This window comes from Bacteroides sp. 11BF, assembly GCF_019633765.1.
Classification (GTDB): domain Bacteria; phylum Bacteroidota; class Bacteroidia; order Bacteroidales; family Bacteroidaceae; genus Bacteroides; species Bacteroides hominis.
The window spans coordinates 165,684-184,139 of sequence record NZ_JAFKPJ010000011.1; the positions used below are offsets into that span (position 1 = coordinate 165,684).

The following is an 18,456-nucleotide window of genomic DNA, read 5'->3' on the forward strand; positions in this document are numbered from 1 at the left end:
CTTACTTCTTTATTGGTTGGTTACTCCGTTTATATTCTCCGCCGGGAGAAAGCAGAATCCGGTCATTCTCTTTGTCATAAGTCAGCAGGACGGACAACCCCGTTTCGATGAACAGGTTTCCGTCTTGTTCTGAAATCTGATAGGTTTCCGTTTGGATAGTCCCCCGGTAGGTCTTTCGATAGGTCGTTACCCGGTAATGCCCGTTTTCCTCAAAGAGAGAGAACGCAGGACGGTTTTTCACGCTTTCCCAGTCACCATGCATCGCCCTAAGACGGTCGGTGTTTGTTTCCTTACAGGAAGAAAGCCCCAGTAACAAGGTGCATAACAGCACCGGAAACAAGAATTTTAAATGTTTCATACTGAATGATTTTTAAATTGTTAATTGATTATTTTTCGGGATTGCGCTTGCTTTCGGCAAGCCGTTTGATAGCAAGTTCGAGATTACCGCCCAACTTTTCGGACAAGGCGAATAGTTCCATCTTTTCCGTTTCTTCGGTGGTGTATGTAAAATATTCTTCCAAACTCACTTCGGTAGCATATACGGCTGATTGTGTACCGCCTAAGCCTATCCAAACTTCCTTGTATTTCCGGTTCGGATGATTGGCAAGGTTGATGGAAAGCACCTGTGAACGTTCCTTATCGGTCAGTCCCAAAAGGTTCTGTATGCTATCGAATTTATTAAGGTATTTCCTTTGGTCGAGCAGTATCTTACAATCAGAATTGTTTATAATACTCTCTTTTACAATGGGCGAGGAAATAATATCTTCGACCTCTTGGGTAACTACAATCGCTTCGCCGAAATACTTCCTAACGGTTTTGTATAAATATTTTATGTAATCCGCCATATTCGCCGATGCAATCGCTTTCCACGCTTCTTCTATCAATATTAATTTCCTGATACCCTTTAGTTTACGCATTTTGGAAATAAATACTTCCATGATAATAATGGTTGTAATCGGGAACAGGATTTTGTGGTCTTTGATATTATCCAACTCAAAGACAATGAAGCGTTTATGCAGCAAATCAAGCTCCTTGTCGGAGTTCAGCAGGTAATCATATTCGCCCCCTTTGTAGTAAGGTTCTAATACATTCAGGAAGTTGTCTATATCGAAATCCTTTTCCCGGACGTTTTTTTCTTGCAGGTGTTCCCGGTAATCGGTTTTCACATACTCGTAGAATGTATTGAAGCAGGGAGTAACCGAATTGTCCTTAGTAATCAGTTCGATATAGGAACTTACGGCGTTTGACAAAGCCACTTCTTCCGCCCGTGTGGGTGCTTCATCATCCCTTTTCCACAGGGTCAGGATAAGCGTTTTGATACTCTCTTTCTTTTCAATATCGAATACCCCATCTTCCACATAGAAAGGATTAAACGCTATCGGGTTTTCAGTGGTATAGGTAAAATATATCCCATCTTCCCCGTGCGTTTTCCTATTTATCATTTCACACAATCCTAAGTAACTGTTTCCGGTATCAACCAGTAGGACGTGCGCATTTTGTTCGTAATACTGGCGCACCATGTGATTGGTGAAGAATGATTTGCCGCTACCACTCGGCCCAAGTATGAACTTGTTGCGATTGGTAATGATACCTTTTTTCATTGGCAGGTCTGAAATATCAATATGCAACGGCTTTCCTGTGACCCTATCCACCATCTTGATACCAAAGGGAGAAAGCGAACTTTTGTAGTTCGTTTCTTCGGTGAACATACAAAGAGCCTGTTCTATAAAGGTGTAGAAACTTTCTTCCGCCGGAAAGTCCGCCTGATTGCCGGGTATGCCCGCCCAAAACAAGGTCGGTGTGTCGGTGGTGTTATGACGTGGCTTGCACTCCATAAGTGCGAGCTGTGACCCCACATCATTTTTAATGTGTTTGAGTTCGTCCCGGTCGTCACTCCATGCCATGATATTACAATGGCATCGCACGGAGATAAGCCCCTGTGAATGTGCTTCGTTCAAATATTCCTCTATCCAAGACTTGTTAATCTGATTGGCACGGCTGTATTTGGAAAGGGAGTGCATATTGCGAGCCATCTTTTCAAACTGTTTCAGGTTCTCCGTATGGTCGTCAATGAAGATGTACTGGTTATAGATATGGTTACAGGAGAGCAACACGCCCACCGGAGAAGCAAAAGATAATCTGCAATCGCTCCGGTCGGTGGATAGCTTTTCATAGCGGGTATCAGTTCCCACCTTGCCCGGCATATCTTCCGCATCCGAAAGAGTATGCAAACAAAGAATATCGTCACCTATCCGCATATCTTCGGCGTTCAGTTGAATATCTTTCAATGTGGTAGTGTCTGTTTGTGAGAGTGAAAAGTATTTTTCCACGATACCCGCCGTTTCCTTTGTCCCGGTGATTTCGTCCGAAGTCAGGCGGGTAAGGGTAATGAAACCGCTATCATTCATAATGCTTTCAAACTGCCCCACCGCTTCGAGGAACTTTGTAACCGTTTCCTTGTCCTTTATCTCTTTGGGGACAAGGAAGCCCCGGCAAAGAGTAGAAAAATTACTCTGCATCCGGCTACGTTCCTTTGTCGTTTTCGTCAGAAACAAATAGCAGGTATGGTTTAAGAACGGTCTTTCATTAAAATGCCGTTCAAAGGAACGGGAAAGGAAACTCAAATCATCCTTTTGGATGTCAGGCGCATAGTTTTCTTTGATGAACCAGTCCTGTTTATGAACGATGCTATAATCGGGCAGCACCTTTACCGCCTTGTTCCAAGCGGAATGTATCGCTTCGTATTCGGCTGCCGTGACGGTGAACAGTTCCGGCAGTTCCACCCGGAACGCCACCGTTATGTCGGCGTCTTTGGAAACGATGCACCCGTTTTCCACCGTGAACAGTGGAAACTTGTTTTCCAGCGTAGTAGCTTTTAATATATTTCTCATTTCGATGCTTGTTTTAAATGGAATAATCGGGATATGGCTTTTCGGTTGATGATATGGAAAGGGTGGCTTTTGCGTGCGGACAATTTCATTAACCCGTGTGTCCCGTACTTTTCATTTAACCGGAATGTGAGCCATACAAGCAACGTTGCCGAAGTAACGCCGAAGATGATGCACACCCACTGGTTAATGCCTACCATGTACATGATGATGAAAAGCACGAACAGGGCTAACAGCCCGCCCGCAAAAATGAAAAGATACTGACTTTTCAACCCTTTAAACTCAACTGGCTTGCCTATCCCCCTGTTAATCGGATAGTCTGCCATAGTCCATTTCTTTAGAGGAAGAATGAACGTAGGATAGTGGCAGCGACAATCAAAAAGATACAAGCACCAAACCAAGAAGCCGCCGTTTTACTGGTGTCAGGGTCGCCCGAAGAAAACTTGCCATAGACTTTCACGCCGCCAATCAAGCCCACCACCGCACCGATGGCGTAAATTAATTTTGTCGCCGGGTCGAAATAGGATGTTACCATGTTGGTAGCTTCTGTAATACCCGCCATGCCGTTACCTTGTGCAAAAGCAGAGGATGCAGCCAATAGAGCGACTGCCGAAAAGAGAACTTTCTTTTTCATTATAAATACATTGATTTTTAAATTGCCGGGCGGTTGGATAGTCCGCCCGGCGGAGTGATTAATAATTGAATTTTTGTGGTTGTGGGGAGTGTTCCCCAGTGTTCAGAAAGGTTTGTCTTAACCGTAATCTCTTTGTTTCATCATCTTATTATTTAAAGTTTGCCATTAAAGAAAATCGTTCATGTCAAAGTCTGCCATTTCATTACTTCCGGCAACCGGGACGGTGGCGGGCACGGGTATCTCATGCTTTTGTAAAAGTTCCGCCACCCGTGACCTGCCCCCGTTAATCTGCTCCACCAGCGAATGAAACAGGTTTGTTTCCGTCCGGCAGATGGTTTGTACCGCTTGCCGTTCTTCCGTTTCGGATGCTTGTTTTATCTGAATGACCTGAACCATTTGCGCCAGTTCCCCCAGTGTGATACCTTGCGCCATTTCCGGTTCACCCTCACCCATGTAACAGGCGATTTCTTCCGCTTCGATTTCATCCGCCGAAACGTCCGTTTCTTCCGTATTTTCCGTTTCAAATTCCATTTCAAATTCGGTTTCAATCGCTTGCGCAGCAGGTGTTTCAGTTACCGTTTCATCGCTTTGCGGGACAAATATAGAAGCATTATCAACCCCTTTTGAAAGGTGTCCTAAGATGTCCCCGTTTGTCCTCATTTGTCCCATCCGGTAACGGCTTGCACCTACAAGACAATCACCGTTTCCGGCTTTCACGGTCGGTTTGCTTTCCGGTTGTTCCGGCTCTCTTTTCCCACCCGTGAACCATGTTCCCAAGCTATCCCTGTATCGCCATAAGAGAACGGCGTAATACAGGAGTGTTCCGATAATAAACCATTTCAACATATCAGAACGGCTTTTCAAATTTGCTTTCGTACAGTTCGTTTATCTCATCCTGAAACTGGTCGAAATGTCGGAGCAGGATATTTTCTACATAACTGCTGACGGTTGCCTTGCGTCCGCCGATAACGGTTACTATTTTCATTAACTTTTCGTGTGTGGTACGGCTGACATATAACGGTTGTCGGTCGGTCAAGTCCACCCGCATGAAATAGGTTTCCCGGTAGTCGCCCGGAGTGTTCTTTTTCCGGCGGGCAGGTTCTTTCACCGCCTTTTCTTCCTTTGGTTCTGCCTTGATTTCCGGTTTATCTGCCGTTTCCACAGTACCCGTTTTATCGTCCGGTTTATCCGGTGTTTCCACCGCCACCGATGACATTTCCTGTTTTTTCACGGGCAAGCCCTGTGAAATAATCTCTTTCATAAAATCCTCGTCAATTTGCGGTTTCCCGCCGCTTTGCTTTGCCATATCGTTACAGTTTTATAAGGTATGCGATTTCGGTTATCAGTTCTTCCATGTTGCTGCCCTTTACCAGCCGTTTGTCCGCCGGGAACAGCGTAGAACGGAACACGGTTTTACGTTGTGCGTCCAGTTCCTTTTTAAACCTTTTGGTGTCCGGGATAAATACTTTCATAAGGGGTAATTCCAGTTCCCCGATGGTCTGTTCATACAGGGTGTACAGGTCTGTTTTTTCCCGCCCATCTACCATGTTCCAAAACAGGTGCAGCCCTTTCAGTCGGCACGCTTCATTCCTTACCAGCAGTTTGTCGATAGCCACCGCAAAGGAAAGGCTGCTTTCCAATACCACCCGGTCGGCGGCTATGGGAGTGAAAATGTAGTCCACCCCTGAAAGGGAATTGATAACGCCCTCACTGTTCACCGTTCCGGGCAGGTCGAAAAAGACCACATCATAATCCGACCCGGCAGACGCAAGAAATTCATCCGCCGTTTTTATCGCTTCGTCCGGCGAACTGCATAAGACCGGGTACGCTTTCTTTCCCAGCGTCTTGAACTGGTGAAAGGCAAGCTGTTTGTAATAATCGTCACCGTTTACTTGTTCGGCATCCCGTTTGCGCATGGCGGAAATAGAATGTTGCGGGTAATCGCAATCCACGACCGCCACGTTATACCCTTTCAGGTAATACAGGTAACTTGCCACCAAGACGGTGAACGTTGTTTTGCCGACCCCGCCCTTTTGGGTGGAGAAAGCCACATACAAGGTTTCTTTCTTCATTGTCATTTTGAATTATTGTGATACATCTTTATTTCATTCCATCCGTTCAGATTGACGGACAGTTTTCTTTCGTTCCATGTTGAAAGCTCGAAAGCCGGAATGATTGCTTCCTTTCTACAAAGACAGCCTGTTTTCTTTCTTGCTTTTTTGTTTTCATTCATTCCACAAAGACAGCTTGTTTTCTTTGCAGACAGTTTGCTTTCCCGATTGAATGACCGTTTCCTTTCAATCATTCCATCCGGTTTGCTTTCCTGCTTTCTTGAAAGATTGCAATCTTGAAATCTTGTTTTCAAGTTTTCAAAACCGCTTTCTTTCCGTCCGCTTTCCGTTACATATTTCCATCTATCCATATTCCTATCTTTCTTGAAATCCGGGACAAATAAACGTAGAAAAACAACCCCTTTCGAGATGTGTCCTCAAATGTCCCCGTTTGTCCTCATTTGTCCTATAACCCGCTATTTCACAGCATTTTTAATACCTGTTACTTTGCAACCGAAAGGTATCGATCAAGCTAACCAAGCCCCCGGTATCGGGAGCGTTCCAATCTCCGCTAACTCCAATCCGTCCGTAGGCGGATTTTTATTTGCACTGGCAAATAGCAAGGTGTGTTCTAAGCAGCTTGAAATTCTTTCAGCAGCTTTGAACGCCTTGCCCGGACGAAGCCGGGATAGGGTCACTCCGAAGTCGTAACCCTTTAAAGAAATGTAGCATGAAACAGAAAAATGAAAATGCGCCCCGTCCGGGTGGCGCAGGACGAAAGCCCAAAGCAGACCCGGCAGTGTTCCGGTACTCTATCAGCTTCAATGCGATAGACCACGCCCGCTTTTTGGCATTGTTCGACCAATCCGGTATGCGCACCAAAGCGCATTTTATCACCGCCCGTATCTTTGACGAACCGTTCAAAGTGATTAAAATCGACAAGGCGGCAGTAGAATATTATACCCGGCTGACCGCTTTATATTCCCAGTACAGGGGTATTGCCGTGAATTATAATCAGGTGGTAAAGGCTCTCAATACCAATTTTTCGGAGAAGAAAGCACTCGCTTTTCTCTATAAACTGGAAAAGGCAACGATAGAACTTGCCGACCTGAACCGCCAAATTATTGAACTGACCCGTGAGTTTGAAACAAGATGGTTGCAAAGATAAGCGTAGGCAGTTCCCTGTTCGGTGCGCTTTCCTACAACCAAAACAAGGTGGACGAAGAACAGGGAAAGGTACTTTTAAGTAACCGTATGTTTGAAAGCGAGGACGGAAATTTCAGCATCCGGCGATGTATGGAATGTTTCGATATGCACCTGCCCGCAGACCTGAAAACGGAAAAGCCGATTATCCATATCTCCCTGAACCCGCACCCAGACGATGTACTTTCCAATAGCCAGCTTGCGGATATAGCCAAAGAATATATGGATAAGTTGGGGTACGGCAACCAGCCGTATATGGTTTACAAGCACGAAGATATTGCAAGGCATCATATACATATCGTTTCCATCCGGGTGGATGATACGGGCAAAAAGATAAACGACAAGTTCGAGCATATCCGCAGCAAACAAATCACCCGTGAACTGGAACAGAAGTACGGGCTGCATCCGGCAGAGAAGAAACAGGCAGCCGACCGCCCCGAACTTAAAAAGGTGGACTACCGGGCAGGGGACGTAAAGCACCAGTTAGCCAATACGGTGAAAGCCCTTGCCAGCAGCTACCGTTTCCAAAGTTTCACGGAATACAAAGCGTTGCTATCTATATATAATGTACAGGCAGAAGAAGTGAAAGGGGAAGTGAACGGCAAACCCTATAACGGCATTGTCTATTCGGCAACCAATGACAAAGGGGAAAAACAAGGCAACCCGTTCAAATCATCCTCTTTGGGTAAGTCGGTAGGTTACGAAGCAATCCAGCGACACATCAAGAAATCCACAAAAGACATTCAGGACAAGAACCTGAAAGAGCGTACCCGCCGGACGGTTGGGGCAGTAATGAAATCCGCCCGTAGCCGGGAACAGCTTATTACGGAATTGAAAGCGAAAGGCATAGATGTTCTTTTCCGGCAGAACGATACAGGTAGGATATACGGTGTAACATTCATCGACCACGAAAACCGTACCGTCCTGAACGGTTCACGGTTGGGAAAGGACTTTTCCGCCAATGTGTTCAACGACCTGTTTTCCGGCTCCCGTACTTTGACGGGAAACAGTAAACAGGAAACGCAGGAACACAAGCCGGAATATAACCCGACCGGACATCTTGAAAATACAGGAAAAGCCATTGCGGGACTGTTCAGCCTGTTATCCGGTGGGGACGATACGCCACCCGACAACAGCCAAGTTCCACCACCCAAGAAGAAAAAGAAGAAGAAACAAAGACGTATTTAATAACTATAAAAATTTCAATTATGCAGAATGAAGATGATTTAAGAGGACTTGCAAAGGTCATGGACTTTATGCGGGCAATCAGTATTTTATTTGTAGTGATAAACATCTATTGGTTTTGTTATCAGTCGTTTAGGGAATGGGGTATCAATATCGGGGTAGTCGATAAAATCCTGCTGAACTTCCAGCGTACCGCCGGGCTGTTCTCCAATATCCTATATACCAAACTTTTTTCAGTGGTATTCCTTGCACTTTCCTGTTTGGGAACAAAGGGAGTGAAAGAGGAAAAAATCACATGGAACAAGATTTATGTATTCCTGACAATCGGTTTTATCCTGTTTTTCCTGAACTGGTGGTTATTGGTTTTACCGTTGCCACTGGCGGCAAACACGGCATTGTATATCTTTACCATGACAGCCGGGTATCTTTCGTTATTGGCAGCCGGAGTATGGATTTCCCGCCTGTTGAAAAATAACCTGATGGACGATGTGTTTAATTTGGAAAATGAAAGTTTCGCACAGGAAACACGCCTGATAGAAAACGAATATTCTATCAATCTGCCGACCCGTTTCTACTATAAAAAGAAGTGGAACGATGGGTGGATAAACATTGTAAACCCGTTTAGGGCAAGCATGGTTTTAGGCACACCCGGTTCGGGAAAATCGTATGCGATAGTCAATAATTACATAAAACAGCAAATCGAAAAAGGCTTTGCTGTTTATATTTATGACTACAAATTTCCTGACCTTTCGGAGATAGCTTACAATCACTTAATCAACCATTTAGACGGGTATAAGGTACAACCGAAATTCTACATGATTAACTTTGACGACCCACGTAAAAGCCACCGATGTAACCCGATAAATCCGGCATTTATGACGGACATATCGGACGCATACGAAGCCAGTTATACCATCATGTTAAACCTTAACCGCAGTTGGATAACCAAGCAAGGGGACTTCTTCGTAGAAAGCCCGATTATCTTACTGGCTTCTATTGTGTGGTTTTTGAAAATCTATCAGGGTGGTAAGTATTGTACATTCCCGCACGCCATTGAGTTCCTGAATAAGAAATATTCCGATACATTTACAATTTTAACCAGTTATCCCGAACTGGAAAACTACCTTTCACCGTTCATGGACGCATGGGAATCCAATGCGCAAGACCAGTTGCAGGGGCAGCTTGCAAGTGCTAAAATCCCACTTTCGAGGATGATTTCACCCGCCCTGTATTGGGTAATGACAGGGGACGATTTTTCACTGGATATAAACAATCCGGAAGAACCTAAAATTTTGGTAGTAGGCAACAATCCCGACCGCCAAAATATCTATTCCTGTGCTTTGGGGTTGTATAATTCCCGTATCGTGAAGCTGATAAACAAGAAGCACCAACTGAAAAGTTCTGTAATCATAGATGAATTACCAACCATCTACTTTAGGGGACTGGATAACCTGATAGCAACGGCACGAAGCAACAAGGTAGCGGTCTGTTTGGGCTTTCAGGATTTCAGCCAGTTACGCCGGGATTACGGGGACAAGGAAAGCAAAGTAATCGAAAATACGGTTGGTAATATTTTTAGCGGTCAGGTGGTTTCTGAAACAGCAAAAACGCTTTCAGACCGTTTCGGAAAGGTCTTGCAGAAACGCCAAAGCATGACTATCAACCGGAATGATAAATCAACCTCTATCAGTACGCAAATGGATAGCCTGATACCACCCAGTAAAATATCCAACTTGACGCAGGGTATGTTTGTGGGTGCGGTCAGTGACAATTTCGATGAACGGATAGAGCAGAAAATATTCCATGCGGAAATTGTGGTGGATAACGAGCAAGTGAAACGGGAAACTGCCAACTACAAGAAGCTACCCCAAATCATAGATTTCAGGGACGAGGACGGGAACGACCGGATGCAGGAAGAAATACAGGCGAATTACAACCGGGTCAAGCAGGAAGTTCAGCAGATTGTCACGGATGAAATGGAACGGATTAAGAACGACCCTAATTTGTCATTTCTTATAAAAGAATAATTCGGATAGTTATTCATTAAAAGTAAATTATTAAAATTCATTATATTTGCACTCAAAAATAATAAATTTATGAATATAGAAAATCATCCAATTAAAACCATTCTCGGAACTTTTATTGCAGGATGTACTTTGTCATGGGCTATTTTAACATTTGTTTTAGATGATAATAAAGAAAAACTACATCAAGCAGAAATAGAAAATATTAAAGCTCAAATCAACAATAAGGCATCATTGATTGAGCGTTATGAACAGAAGGTTTCTGTTTTAGAAGAAGAAAACATAAAGCTCCAAAGTGTAAATAAGATATATTGGGAATGTATTTCACAAAATAAGGAACTTACACTTTATCTGAAAGAAAAGTTAGATAAGGTACTTACCGAACAAAAGAAAACCCAATTAGAATTTTATCAAAACGAGCCAATAAAATCGGATAGTACTAAAGTTGATGAAATTAAATCAAAGCTAAGTATCAATACTACTATAAAAAAAAGTAATTCATATATTAATAAAGAACTAAGATTGATTATTGGGATTAAAGAAATTTCTGTTTTAAACGAGGCTAAAATAAGTTTAAATATTGATGGAAAAGATATTGTCAAAGAAGAAAATGTATCAGCAGGTAAAGTTTATAAATTTAAAAATCAACTAAATGACTACATATTAGTAGTAAAGAAAATTGATTACATTTATGACGTAATAGAGATTGAAATAGTGGAATTATAATCTTTACATACTATAACTTAAAGGAAGCAGTCGAATAAGGCTGCTTTTTTTATGCACTTCTGTGGACAAATGAAGCCAAACGAGGACTAATGAAGCCACCCGTTTCCAAATCCTTAAATATACTCTATTTCATCCTTACTTTTACTTCCGAAAATTTATTTACTCATTAAAATTCAAAACATTATGGATGTAAACACAGCCAACCAATCCACCACTGACGAACAGATGATGGATATTCTTCTTGTACTGGATAAGGAGAAAAAGACAATCAGCGCAGTAAAAGGCGTGGATGAAAACGGGGAACTCCAAACCGTACCACCGGAGAACAACAGCGAACTTCTGAAATTCGACCGTCACGGTGATTTCTTTTCCAACTTCTTTTCCAACATGATGAACCAGTTGAAGAACCCGACCCGTTTTAACTTCTTCAAAATCCCTAAGATTGAACTTCCCAAAATCGAGCCGATAATCAGGGATAACTTCAATCATCCGACACCTGAAAACGAAGCGGGCATAGAGCGTTACCGGGTAACACCTGAAACCGTGAAGCAGGAAGCGAAGAAAGAACAGCAGGAAACCCAAACCCAACAACCACAGCAGCCAGCCAAAGAAACGGGAGCAACGGCGCAAGCACCGCAGCAACCCGACAAAAGCAAGTATGTGATTGACCCGGATAAAGTGGACTGGGAAGCCTTGAAGAATTTTGGTCTATCCAAAGAACAGCTTGAAAAGGCAAAAGCTTTAGAACCCATGTTAAGGGGCTACAAGTCACCCGGAGCGTTTACCATTGCCGGAAACTACAATTCAGCCATTATGAAACTGGACGCACGTTTATCTTTCCGGCACGACAAAGACGGAAATGTAGTTTTGGCGATACATGGCATCCGACAAAAGCCGGAACTCGAACGCCCGTTCTTCGGACATGAATTTTCCAAAGAAGATAAAGCCAATCTTCTTGAAACGGGAAACATGGGACGGATAGTAAACCTGAAAAACTATATCACGGGAGAAATGATACCCTCTTTCGTCAGCGTGGATAAGGTAACAAACGAATTGGTTTCCATGCGTGCAAGCAGCGTCCAAATACCGGATGAAATAAAGGGTGTCAAACTGAACAAGGAACAAAAGGAAGCCTTACGGGAAGGAAAAGGGGTATTCCTTGAAAATATGATTTCCAACCGTAAAAATCCCTTTTCCGCAACTGTTCAGGTCAATGCCGACAAGAAAAGTCTGGAATTTATCTATCCCAATGCCAAACAGTCACAGGAGCAAGGGCAGAAACAGACACAGCAGAACAGCCTTGTCACCAGTGACGGTGTAACCATTCCCAAAAGCATTTCAGGAATAGAGCTATCCCGCCAGCAACAGCAGGATTTAGTCAATGACAAAACCATCTTTGTTGCCGGACTGAAAGACAAGCGGGGGGTCGAATATGATGCTTATATTCAGGTGAACCATGATAAGAAGAAGTTAGGCTTTTACAGTGACAATCCCAGCTTTGACCGTTCCGCCGTGAAAGAAATTACCCCCGCCAGCAAGAACCGCACACAGGTAGCGGTCAATTCGGAAGGCAAGACCAACGAAGCCACCAAGAAAGTGAAAGAACCTTTGAAAAAGGGTCAGGACAAGCCCACTGAAAAACAAAAGACCAAGCAGGATAAAAAGGAGAAGCAGGAGCAGACGGACAAACCCAAACAGAGCAGGGGACGCAAAAGATGATAGCGGTATTAATCCTTATCCCGGTTGTCGGTTTCGCCCTGTTTACCCTTGTCTGTTACAAAACAGACTGGGAAGTCATAGACGAGCAGAACCGACAATATTATATAGATGGCTATCACATCTATTATGACCGGAAAATCCTAAGACAAAAAGAAGTGGAACAATTAAAATCAAAATTAGAATGATTGCAGTAATCGGAGAAAAACCAAGTGTGGCAAGGGACATTGCCCGTATTTTAGGAGCGAGTGAAAAACAGGATGGCTACCTTTCAGGTAACGGGTATCTCGTTACCTGGGCGTTCGGCCATCTTGTAGGTTTGGCAATGCCGGAAGCATACGGCATACAGAGTTTCCGCCGGGAAAGTCTGCCTATTATCCCGGATAGTTTTCAACTTACACCCCGACAAGTGAAAGCGGAAAAAGGGTACAAGGCAGACCCCGGCGCATTGAAACAACTAAAGATAATCAAAGAAGTATTCGACCAGTCGGATAAGATAATTGTCGCCACCGATGCAGGGCGCGAGGGAGAGCTTATCTTTCGCTACATCTACCAGTATATCGGATGCAACAAGCCCTTTGTCCGTTTATGGATAAGCAGCCTTACAGACAAGTCAATCCGTGAGGGACTGCAAAACCTGAAAGCCGGTAGCCTTTATGATAACCTTTTCCTTTCGGCACAGGCACGCAGCGAAGCGGATTATTTGATAGGAATAAACGGTACACAGGCTTTAAGTGTGGCAGCCGGACAAGGCATTTTTTCTTTGGGACGGGTACAGTCGCCCACGTTGGCAATGATATGTACCCGCTTTTTGGAGAACAAGCACTTTGTCCCGCAAAAGTATTGGCAACTGAAATTACAGACAACTAAGGACAATGTAACTTTTACGGCACTATCCACAGAAAAGTATGATATGCAGCAGCCCGCCATCGACACGCTGCAAAGGATAAAGGAAGCGGAAGCGGTACAGGTGAAAACCGTAGAGCGTAAGGAAGTAAACCAAGAACCGCCATTGCTTTATGATTTAACTTCACTCCAAAAAGAAGCGAATACGAAACTGAACTTTTCCGCAGACAAAACCCTATCCATCGCACAAAAGTTATACGAGGGTAAACTAATCAGCTACCCCCGAACCGGAAGCCGTTATATCTCACAGGACGTGTTCGAGGAAATCCCGGAACGTCTTGTTAATTTGGAACAGTACACCCGTTTTGGCGGGTATGCTGCCGGAATGAAAGGCAAAGCCTTAAATTCTCGTTCCGTGAACGATGGCAAGGTAACAGACCACCACGCCCTGATAGTAACGGAAAACCTGCCCGGTAAACTGGAAGCGGACGAACAGGCAATCTATGAACTGATAGCCGGACGGATGTTGGAAGCCTTTTCTGAAAAATGCGTCAAAGATGTTACCAGTGTAACGCTGGAATGTGCAGGGTCGCTTTTCACGGTCAAAGGGTCTGTAATCAAGTCCGCCGGATGGCGTGCCGTATTCGGCGAGAAAGAGGACGGAGAAGATAACGCCACCCTGCCAGCCATGCAGGACGGAGATAGTTTACCGCTTTCCGATATTGAATTACTGGAGAAACAGACCAAGCCCAAGCCGTTACACACGGAAAGCAGTTTGCTTTCTTCAATGGAAACAGCAGGTAAGGAACTGGAAAACGCCGACCTGAAAGCCAGCATGAAAGATACGGGTATCGGCACACCCGCAACACGGGCAGCCATCATCGAGACGCTGTTTTCCCGCCAGTATATCGTCCGGGAGAAAAAGAACCTTGTCCCGACCGAGAAAGGTCTTGCCGTTTACAACATCATCCGGGACAAGAAGATAGCAGACGTTGAAATGACGGGAATGTGGGAAAATACGCTTGCCAAAATAGAAAGCGGAGAAATGAACCCCGACACGTTCCGCAAAGGTATCGAAGTATATGCACGGCAAATCACGGCTGAACTTTTGGACGTTCAGCTTTCTTTCGCTTCGGGTAGTGGTTGTATCTGCCCGAAATGCAAGACCGGGCGCATCCTTTTCTATCCGAAAGTCGCCAAATGTTCTAATGTGGATTGTTCCGTTACCATCTTCCGCAACAAGAGCGACAAACAGCTAACGGACAAACAGATTACCGAACTGGTGACTACCGGGAAAACCGGGCTAATCAAAGGCTTTAAAAGCAAGAACGGCAAAGTCTTTGACGCTTCACTTGCCTTTGACGAACAGTTTAATGTTACTTTCGTGTTCCCTGAAAAGAAAGGCAAACCGAAGAAATAAGACGGAAATCGTTATATTTGCCACAGAAAGTTTCATTATAGATAGATTTATAATTGAAATTTTTGTGGTTGAAGCACCCGGAGGGACACCGGGTGCTTTTTTAAATCATTCTCCTTTATACTGGTAGGTCAGGCAAACGACCTGATTGTCTATAACCCGGTGTTCGGTCAGTTCCCACTTCGACCCGAAAGTCTTGCCTATAAACTTGATACCGTCCCCCAGCATGACCGGAACGATATACAGCGTTATTTCATCCAGCAGGGACGCTTCAATCAGCGAGGTTATAAACTTACCGCCGCCAATGACTTGAATGTCGGTTTCCGAACTTGATTTAAGTTCATTGATTGCCCGTAAAGGCATATCGGTAAGAAAGGTTACATTCTCCTTTTCGGTCACATTGGTGTCGTAGTGGGACACTACAAAAGTCTTTTTACTTTTGTACGGCCATCCGCCCCAATGTTCAAAAATACAGGTATAGGTATTCGTACCCAGTAGCAGGTAATTTGTAGTTTCGTATTCCTTATTCAGTAAGGTTCTTACATTTTGGGGCATCCAGTCCAGTTCATTGTCCGGCGTTGCGATAAACCCGTCAAGAGATACAGCGATGTTCGCTTTTATTTGCTTCATATTATCAGGTATTAAACAGTTTATAACCCTTATTCAAACTGTTCGCCAATATCTAAAAAAGAAGCGTGGCACTTGCACTGCTTCAAAGTAGAGGTACTGGCATACCTAAATGTGGAAACAGGCAAAGCCACGCTATGACAAATCATAGCATAAACCTTGCGCTGAAAATCCCCACATTTTTGAAAAGTGCCAGTTTTCTACTTTGGGACGTTCGGCGAACGTATATGTTATATATAAAGGCGAAATCACAAGTTAGTGTTCAATCGCCGTTATTTTCTTATGTAACTTTTGCAAAGTTAGCCAAATCCCTGAAAAGTCCGGCATACAATAAAAGAAATCCTGCCTTATCTCACGACAAAACAGGATTGAAAGCCATTAGAAAAGAAAAAATTAATCGGTTTTCTCACGGATTAACTTGTGTACATCCGTTGCTCGGTAATAACATCTACCATCCAGCATAAGGAAAGGGAGTATTCCCTTTTTCCGGTAACGGGTCAGTGTTCGGGGTGCTACTTTCAGAAGCAGGCACAAGTCCTGATTATCCAGCAATTCTTCCCCGTCTAAACAGTTACGCCCTTTTATCACCCGGTCTATCTTTTTATCTTGCATATCGAACCTATCCATGATACGTTCCATCCATGCGGTAAAATCATCTTTATCTATATACATAAGGCTGCCTGATTAAATTATACCAATCATAAAATAACTTTGGTTGGACGGGTCTTTAATGATAATATCCCGTTCCCGCATGAAACGGATATAGCTTTTTGCGGTACGCTCTTTCACGTCCAAAATCTGCTGTATCTGCTCGCACAGGTCTATGTAGGTTATATGTTCCTGCCTGCCGAACACGTCACGGGCAACCCCGACCAGTTCCTTTTCCTTGCGCTTCTCTTTCTCCTCACGGGTCTTTTCACCCCTGTAAAGGTGCATCCCGGCTGCCTTGTCCCACGAAAAGAGCATCAAGGGAACATCCAACGGGCTACCGTCCCTTACTTTCAGGGCTTTCACCACTGACATAGCCGGGTCTTCGTCTTTTTCTATCGAGAGGATAGCAGCCGCTTTGCGTTGAAGCTCCGAGCCTAAATGCCCCCGCAGTTTCAATCCGTTGGGTATGAAATGCAGCACGCAGATGATGCAGGTCTTATATATCCCTGCCAGTCGGTAAAGTTCATCTATGATTGCCACGCTTTCCGCTTCATCATTGGCACATCTTACAAGGTCTGCAATGCCATCTATCACTACCAACTGAATACCCCCATATTGGAAATAATACCTGTCCATGCTCTGAACAATGGCGTGCAGCCGTTCTTTGCGGGACATACCCGTAAGGCAGAAAGCCTTAAATTCATCCGGCTTGTCGGTCTGTTTCGCCCTCTTTATCAGGTTGGTTACATTCTTGAACAGTTGTACTTCCGATTGTTCCGTATCATAAAGCAGGACGGCTTTATGTTTCGTGTTCTCACTTACATTGATACCCAGCGTATCAATCTGAATATCCGCCGGACGGATTGAACCTGCCACCAGTGCAGCCACATAGTTACTTTTCCCTGTTCCCTCTCCGCCAGTGATGCAGCACAAGTTCCCCTGTGTTCCCAGTGGAACGTCACCCGCCGAAATAATTTCCTGCGCTTTTGCCGGAGGATTATTAAAATCAATCTCACACGATTTAAGCATAGTCATTGTTTCATTATAGATTGTATCTAAGAAGTCGATAAATAGTTTGATAAAATTTTCCCGGCTGTTGCCCGCCCGGAAATAATCGGAAATGTCCTTTTCCGATTTTGTCCCCTGCAAAGGGAGAAGCAACCGTTTCACACCGTATTCACAGAGTTGTTTCTCATGCTTTTTTGCGCTTTCCACTCCGGTAGCATCCATATCGTAAAGCAATATGATATGTTTAAACCGGAATGTAAGTTTATAAATGATGTTCGGCGGAACAGTTACCGTTTCGCTATTGAAGCAAATCGCATGGAAACCATGCGCTGCCAGTGACATGACATCTTTTTCCCCGCCCGTAATAAACAGGGTATCGCCTTTACTGGGTAGTTGTTCCAGCCCGAAACAATAGCTTTCGCCAATGTTTCCGCCATATAGAAAGCGGGTTTTTGAAAACGGTCTGTACAGTTTGATGAAGCGTTTGTTCTTATACCCGTAAATAGGTTCTTCCTTAGTGGAAGAATAAGAAAACGGATTGCCATCCGCATTTTCACTTTGGAACTGAACCACTGAACAGACTTTATACTGTTCCAGTATTTCAGGGGTAATGCCGTATTGTTGCCAGTATTCCAGTTCGGAAGCGGTAAGTTTCCTCTCCTTGAATGTGTACGGTCTGCCAGTACGTTCTACCGGAGCAGGTACAGGCTTTTCCGGTTCTTTGAATGTTTTAGGTACAGGTATGGGATTACCCTCTGAAAGTCCCAGTGACAAATCCCTGTCTATAATCCGCAATATTTCTATGAAACTGCTTGAATTGTTACAGTCCAGCCCTTTGAGCATACCCACAAAAAAGAAGCAGTCGCCTGAATAATCGTCATTTCCGAAGTCTTTCAGCTTATAACTGTTGCTACGGCGGTCAAAATAGATGTTACAGGACGCTTTGCTGTCCTCATACAACGGATTAAGGAAATTACGACCGACCCGCCACGTGCCGGGAATATAATGTTTAAATACGTTCAGACCGTTATTTGTCCTCTCTAATATTTCGTCTTTCCTTAACATATAGCTTGTGGTTAGTTATCAGGTTACGCATACATTCGTCATTGCTCTTTATCAAACGGCTTTCCAGCAACCGTTTTATTTCACCGATTTTATAGAAATTGCGTCCCCTGATGGTAGAGTAGGCTATTTCTCCTTTGGAGCGAAGCCGTTGCAGGGTACGGTCGCTGATTTTCAGGAAAGTACATACTTCATAACTATCCACCCAAATATCATCCTCATTCTCTTTGCAGTCATCCTGACGGGAAAATACATAATTGGCAATCACATTGATTTTTGCCATCAATTCCTTAAAGGCTTTTGTTTCTACTGTTATTACGTCCATTTTATTAACTAATTGATTTGCTGCAAAGTTGGACGGTTCGGGGAAATAAAAAGCCACAGGCGAACCCACCTGTGGCGAAATAAAGTTTGTTAA

The 18,456-nt window shown here is 44.0% G+C and carries 19 protein-coding genes; 7 read left to right on the forward strand and 12 right to left on the reverse strand.

Annotated elements, in window-relative coordinates; translation table 11 throughout:
• Nucleotide 1: 1 nt before the first annotated feature.
• The 8 genes from JZY04_RS13285 to JZY04_RS13320 all read right to left on the reverse strand — a co-directional run bounded on the left by JZY04_RS13285 (nucleotide 2) and on the right by JZY04_RS13320 (nucleotide 5,944).
• Complete coding sequence (locus tag JZY04_RS13285; protein ID WP_122143619.1) at nucleotides 2–358, reverse strand: DUF3876 domain-containing protein; 357 nt, start codon at nucleotides 356–358, stop codon at nucleotides 2–4.
• Between the two features lie 28 nt (nucleotides 359–386).
• A complete protein-coding gene (locus tag JZY04_RS13290; RefSeq protein ID WP_122143620.1) occupies nucleotides 387–2,891 on the reverse strand; it encodes a TraG family conjugative transposon ATPase in 2,505 nt (834 codons plus the stop codon).
• Nucleotides 2,888–3,214, reverse strand: coding sequence for a DUF4133 domain-containing protein (locus JZY04_RS13295; RefSeq protein WP_032529744.1), 327 nt, complete (start codon nucleotides 3,212–3,214; stop codon nucleotides 2,888–2,890). The genes JZY04_RS13290 and JZY04_RS13295 overlap by 4 nt, the downstream gene beginning before the upstream one ends.
• Before the next feature lie 11 nt (nucleotides 3,215–3,225).
• Complete coding sequence (locus JZY04_RS13300) at nucleotides 3,226–3,522, reverse strand: DUF4134 domain-containing protein (protein WP_007216059.1); 297 nt, start codon at nucleotides 3,520–3,522, stop codon at nucleotides 3,226–3,228.
• Nucleotides 3,523–3,687: 165 nt separating this feature from the next.
• Nucleotides 3,688–4,368 (reverse strand): hypothetical protein, encoded by a 681-nt coding sequence (locus JZY04_RS13305; RefSeq protein ID WP_122143621.1) that lies wholly within the window; start codon nucleotides 4,366–4,368, stop codon nucleotides 3,688–3,690.
• A gap of 1 nt (nucleotide 4,369) precedes the next feature.
• Entirely contained in the window at nucleotides 4,370–4,828 is a 459-nt protein-coding gene (locus JZY04_RS13310; protein WP_122143622.1) for a DUF3408 domain-containing protein, read from the reverse strand.
• A gap of 4 nt (nucleotides 4,829–4,832) precedes the next feature.
• Entirely contained in the window at nucleotides 4,833–5,594 is a 762-nt protein-coding gene (locus tag JZY04_RS13315) for a ParA family protein (protein WP_007216062.1), read from the reverse strand.
• 2 nt (nucleotides 5,595–5,596) lie between these two features.
• Nucleotides 5,597–5,944 carry a hypothetical protein gene (locus JZY04_RS13320; protein ID WP_122143623.1) on the reverse strand — a complete coding sequence of 116 codons (348 nt, stop codon included), beginning with the start codon at nucleotides 5,942–5,944 and terminating at the stop codon, nucleotides 5,597–5,599.
• 359 nt (nucleotides 5,945–6,303) lie between these two features.
• On the opposite strand from JZY04_RS13320, the gene mobA reads away from it, so the two are divergent.
• From mobA to JZY04_RS13355, 7 genes are all read left to right on the forward strand, one after another.
• Nucleotides 6,304–6,741 carry a conjugal transfer protein MobA gene (mobA, locus tag JZY04_RS13325; RefSeq protein WP_122143625.1) on the forward strand — a complete coding sequence of 146 codons (438 nt, stop codon included), beginning with the start codon at nucleotides 6,304–6,306 and terminating at the stop codon, nucleotides 6,739–6,741.
• Nucleotides 6,726–7,964: a conjugal transfer protein MobB gene (gene mobB / locus JZY04_RS13330; protein WP_122143626.1), complete on the forward strand. Its 1,239-nt coding sequence runs from the start codon at nucleotides 6,726–6,728 to the stop codon at nucleotides 7,962–7,964. The genes mobA and mobB overlap by 16 nt, the downstream gene beginning before the upstream one ends.
• Nucleotides 7,965–7,984: 20 nt before the next feature.
• The gene (mobC, locus tag JZY04_RS13335; RefSeq protein WP_122143627.1) at nucleotides 7,985–9,988 is read left to right on the forward strand and encodes a conjugal transfer protein MobC; all 2,004 of its coding nucleotides are present in this window, start codon (nucleotides 7,985–7,987) and stop codon (nucleotides 9,986–9,988) included.
• A gap of 69 nt (nucleotides 9,989–10,057) precedes the next feature.
• The gene (locus tag JZY04_RS13340; RefSeq protein ID WP_122143628.1) at nucleotides 10,058–10,711 is read left to right on the forward strand and encodes a hypothetical protein; all 654 of its coding nucleotides are present in this window, start codon (nucleotides 10,058–10,060) and stop codon (nucleotides 10,709–10,711) included.
• 183 nt (nucleotides 10,712–10,894) lie between these two features.
• Nucleotides 10,895–12,430: a DUF3945 domain-containing protein gene (locus JZY04_RS13345; RefSeq protein ID WP_122143629.1), complete on the forward strand. Its 1,536-nt coding sequence runs from the start codon at nucleotides 10,895–10,897 to the stop codon at nucleotides 12,428–12,430.
• Nucleotides 12,427–12,615 (forward strand): hypothetical protein, encoded by a 189-nt coding sequence (locus JZY04_RS13350; RefSeq protein ID WP_122143630.1) that lies wholly within the window; start codon nucleotides 12,427–12,429, stop codon nucleotides 12,613–12,615. The genes JZY04_RS13345 and JZY04_RS13350 overlap by 4 nt, the downstream gene beginning before the upstream one ends.
• Complete coding sequence (locus JZY04_RS13355) at nucleotides 12,612–14,693, forward strand: type IA DNA topoisomerase (RefSeq protein ID WP_122143631.1); 2,082 nt, start codon at nucleotides 12,612–12,614, stop codon at nucleotides 14,691–14,693. Before JZY04_RS13350 ends, JZY04_RS13355 begins: the two co-directional genes overlap by 4 nt.
• Before the next feature lie 105 nt (nucleotides 14,694–14,798).
• On the opposite strand, the gene JZY04_RS13360 is transcribed toward JZY04_RS13355, so the two are convergent.
• The 4 genes from JZY04_RS13360 to JZY04_RS13375 all read right to left on the reverse strand — a co-directional run bounded on the left by JZY04_RS13360 (nucleotide 14,799) and on the right by JZY04_RS13375 (nucleotide 18,432).
• The gene (locus tag JZY04_RS13360; RefSeq protein ID WP_118158777.1) at nucleotides 14,799–15,320 is read right to left on the reverse strand and encodes a dihydrofolate reductase family protein; all 522 of its coding nucleotides are present in this window, start codon (nucleotides 15,318–15,320) and stop codon (nucleotides 14,799–14,801) included.
• A 390-nt stretch (nucleotides 15,321–15,710) separates the two neighbouring features.
• Entirely contained in the window at nucleotides 15,711–15,989 is a 279-nt protein-coding gene (locus JZY04_RS13365; protein WP_005926255.1) for a helix-turn-helix domain-containing protein, read from the reverse strand.
• Between the two features lie 12 nt (nucleotides 15,990–16,001).
• Nucleotides 16,002–18,041 (reverse strand): bifunctional DNA primase/helicase, encoded by a 2,040-nt coding sequence (locus JZY04_RS13370; protein WP_122142014.1) that lies wholly within the window; start codon nucleotides 18,039–18,041, stop codon nucleotides 16,002–16,004.
• Nucleotides 18,004–18,432 carry a helix-turn-helix domain-containing protein gene (locus JZY04_RS13375; RefSeq protein ID WP_175413995.1) on the reverse strand — a complete coding sequence of 143 codons (429 nt, stop codon included), beginning with the start codon at nucleotides 18,430–18,432 and terminating at the stop codon, nucleotides 18,004–18,006. Before JZY04_RS13375 ends, JZY04_RS13370 begins: the two co-directional genes overlap by 38 nt.
• Nucleotides 18,433–18,456 lie beyond the last annotated feature (24 nt).

Coding starts and splice junctions, on each gene's coding strand:
- mobA (WP_122143625.1), top strand. CDS start 6,304: ATGAAACAGAAAAATGAAAATGCGCCCCGTCCGGGTGGCGCAGGACGA.
- JZY04_RS13285 (WP_122143619.1), bottom strand. CDS start 358: ATGAAACATTTAAAATTCTTGTTTCCGGTGCTGTTATGCACCTTGTTA.
- JZY04_RS13300 (WP_007216059.1), bottom strand. CDS start 3,522: ATGAAAAAGAAAGTTCTCTTTTCGGCAGTCGCTCTATTGGCTGCATCC.
- JZY04_RS13360 (WP_118158777.1), bottom strand. CDS start 15,320: ATGAAGCAAATAAAAGCGAACATCGCTGTATCTCTTGACGGGTTTATC.
- mobB (WP_122143626.1), top strand. CDS start 6,726: ATGGTTGCAAAGATAAGCGTAGGCAGTTCCCTGTTCGGTGCGCTTTCC.
- JZY04_RS13370 (WP_122142014.1), bottom strand. CDS start 18,041: ATGTTAAGGAAAGACGAAATATTAGAGAGGACAAATAACGGTCTGAAC.
- JZY04_RS13365 (WP_005926255.1), bottom strand. CDS start 15,989: ATGTATATAGATAAAGATGATTTTACCGCATGGATGGAACGTATCATG.
- JZY04_RS13290 (WP_122143620.1), bottom strand. CDS start 2,891: ATGAGAAATATATTAAAAGCTACTACGCTGGAAAACAAGTTTCCACTG.
- JZY04_RS13320 (WP_122143623.1), bottom strand. CDS start 5,944: ATGGATAGATGGAAATATGTAACGGAAAGCGGACGGAAAGAAAGCGGT.
- JZY04_RS13295 (WP_032529744.1), bottom strand. CDS start 3,214: ATGGCAGACTATCCGATTAACAGGGGGATAGGCAAGCCAGTTGAGTTT.
- JZY04_RS13345 (WP_122143629.1), top strand. CDS start 10,895: ATGGATGTAAACACAGCCAACCAATCCACCACTGACGAACAGATGATG.
- JZY04_RS13340 (WP_122143628.1), top strand. CDS start 10,058: ATGAATATAGAAAATCATCCAATTAAAACCATTCTCGGAACTTTTATT.
- mobC (WP_122143627.1), top strand. CDS start 7,985: ATGCAGAATGAAGATGATTTAAGAGGACTTGCAAAGGTCATGGACTTT.
- JZY04_RS13355 (WP_122143631.1), top strand. CDS start 12,612: ATGATTGCAGTAATCGGAGAAAAACCAAGTGTGGCAAGGGACATTGCC.
- JZY04_RS13310 (WP_122143622.1), bottom strand. CDS start 4,828: ATGGCAAAGCAAAGCGGCGGGAAACCGCAAATTGACGAGGATTTTATG.
- JZY04_RS13305 (WP_122143621.1), bottom strand. CDS start 4,368: ATGTTGAAATGGTTTATTATCGGAACACTCCTGTATTACGCCGTTCTC.
- JZY04_RS13350 (WP_122143630.1), top strand. CDS start 12,427: ATGATAGCGGTATTAATCCTTATCCCGGTTGTCGGTTTCGCCCTGTTT.
- JZY04_RS13315 (WP_007216062.1), bottom strand. CDS start 5,594: ATGAAGAAAGAAACCTTGTATGTGGCTTTCTCCACCCAAAAGGGCGGG.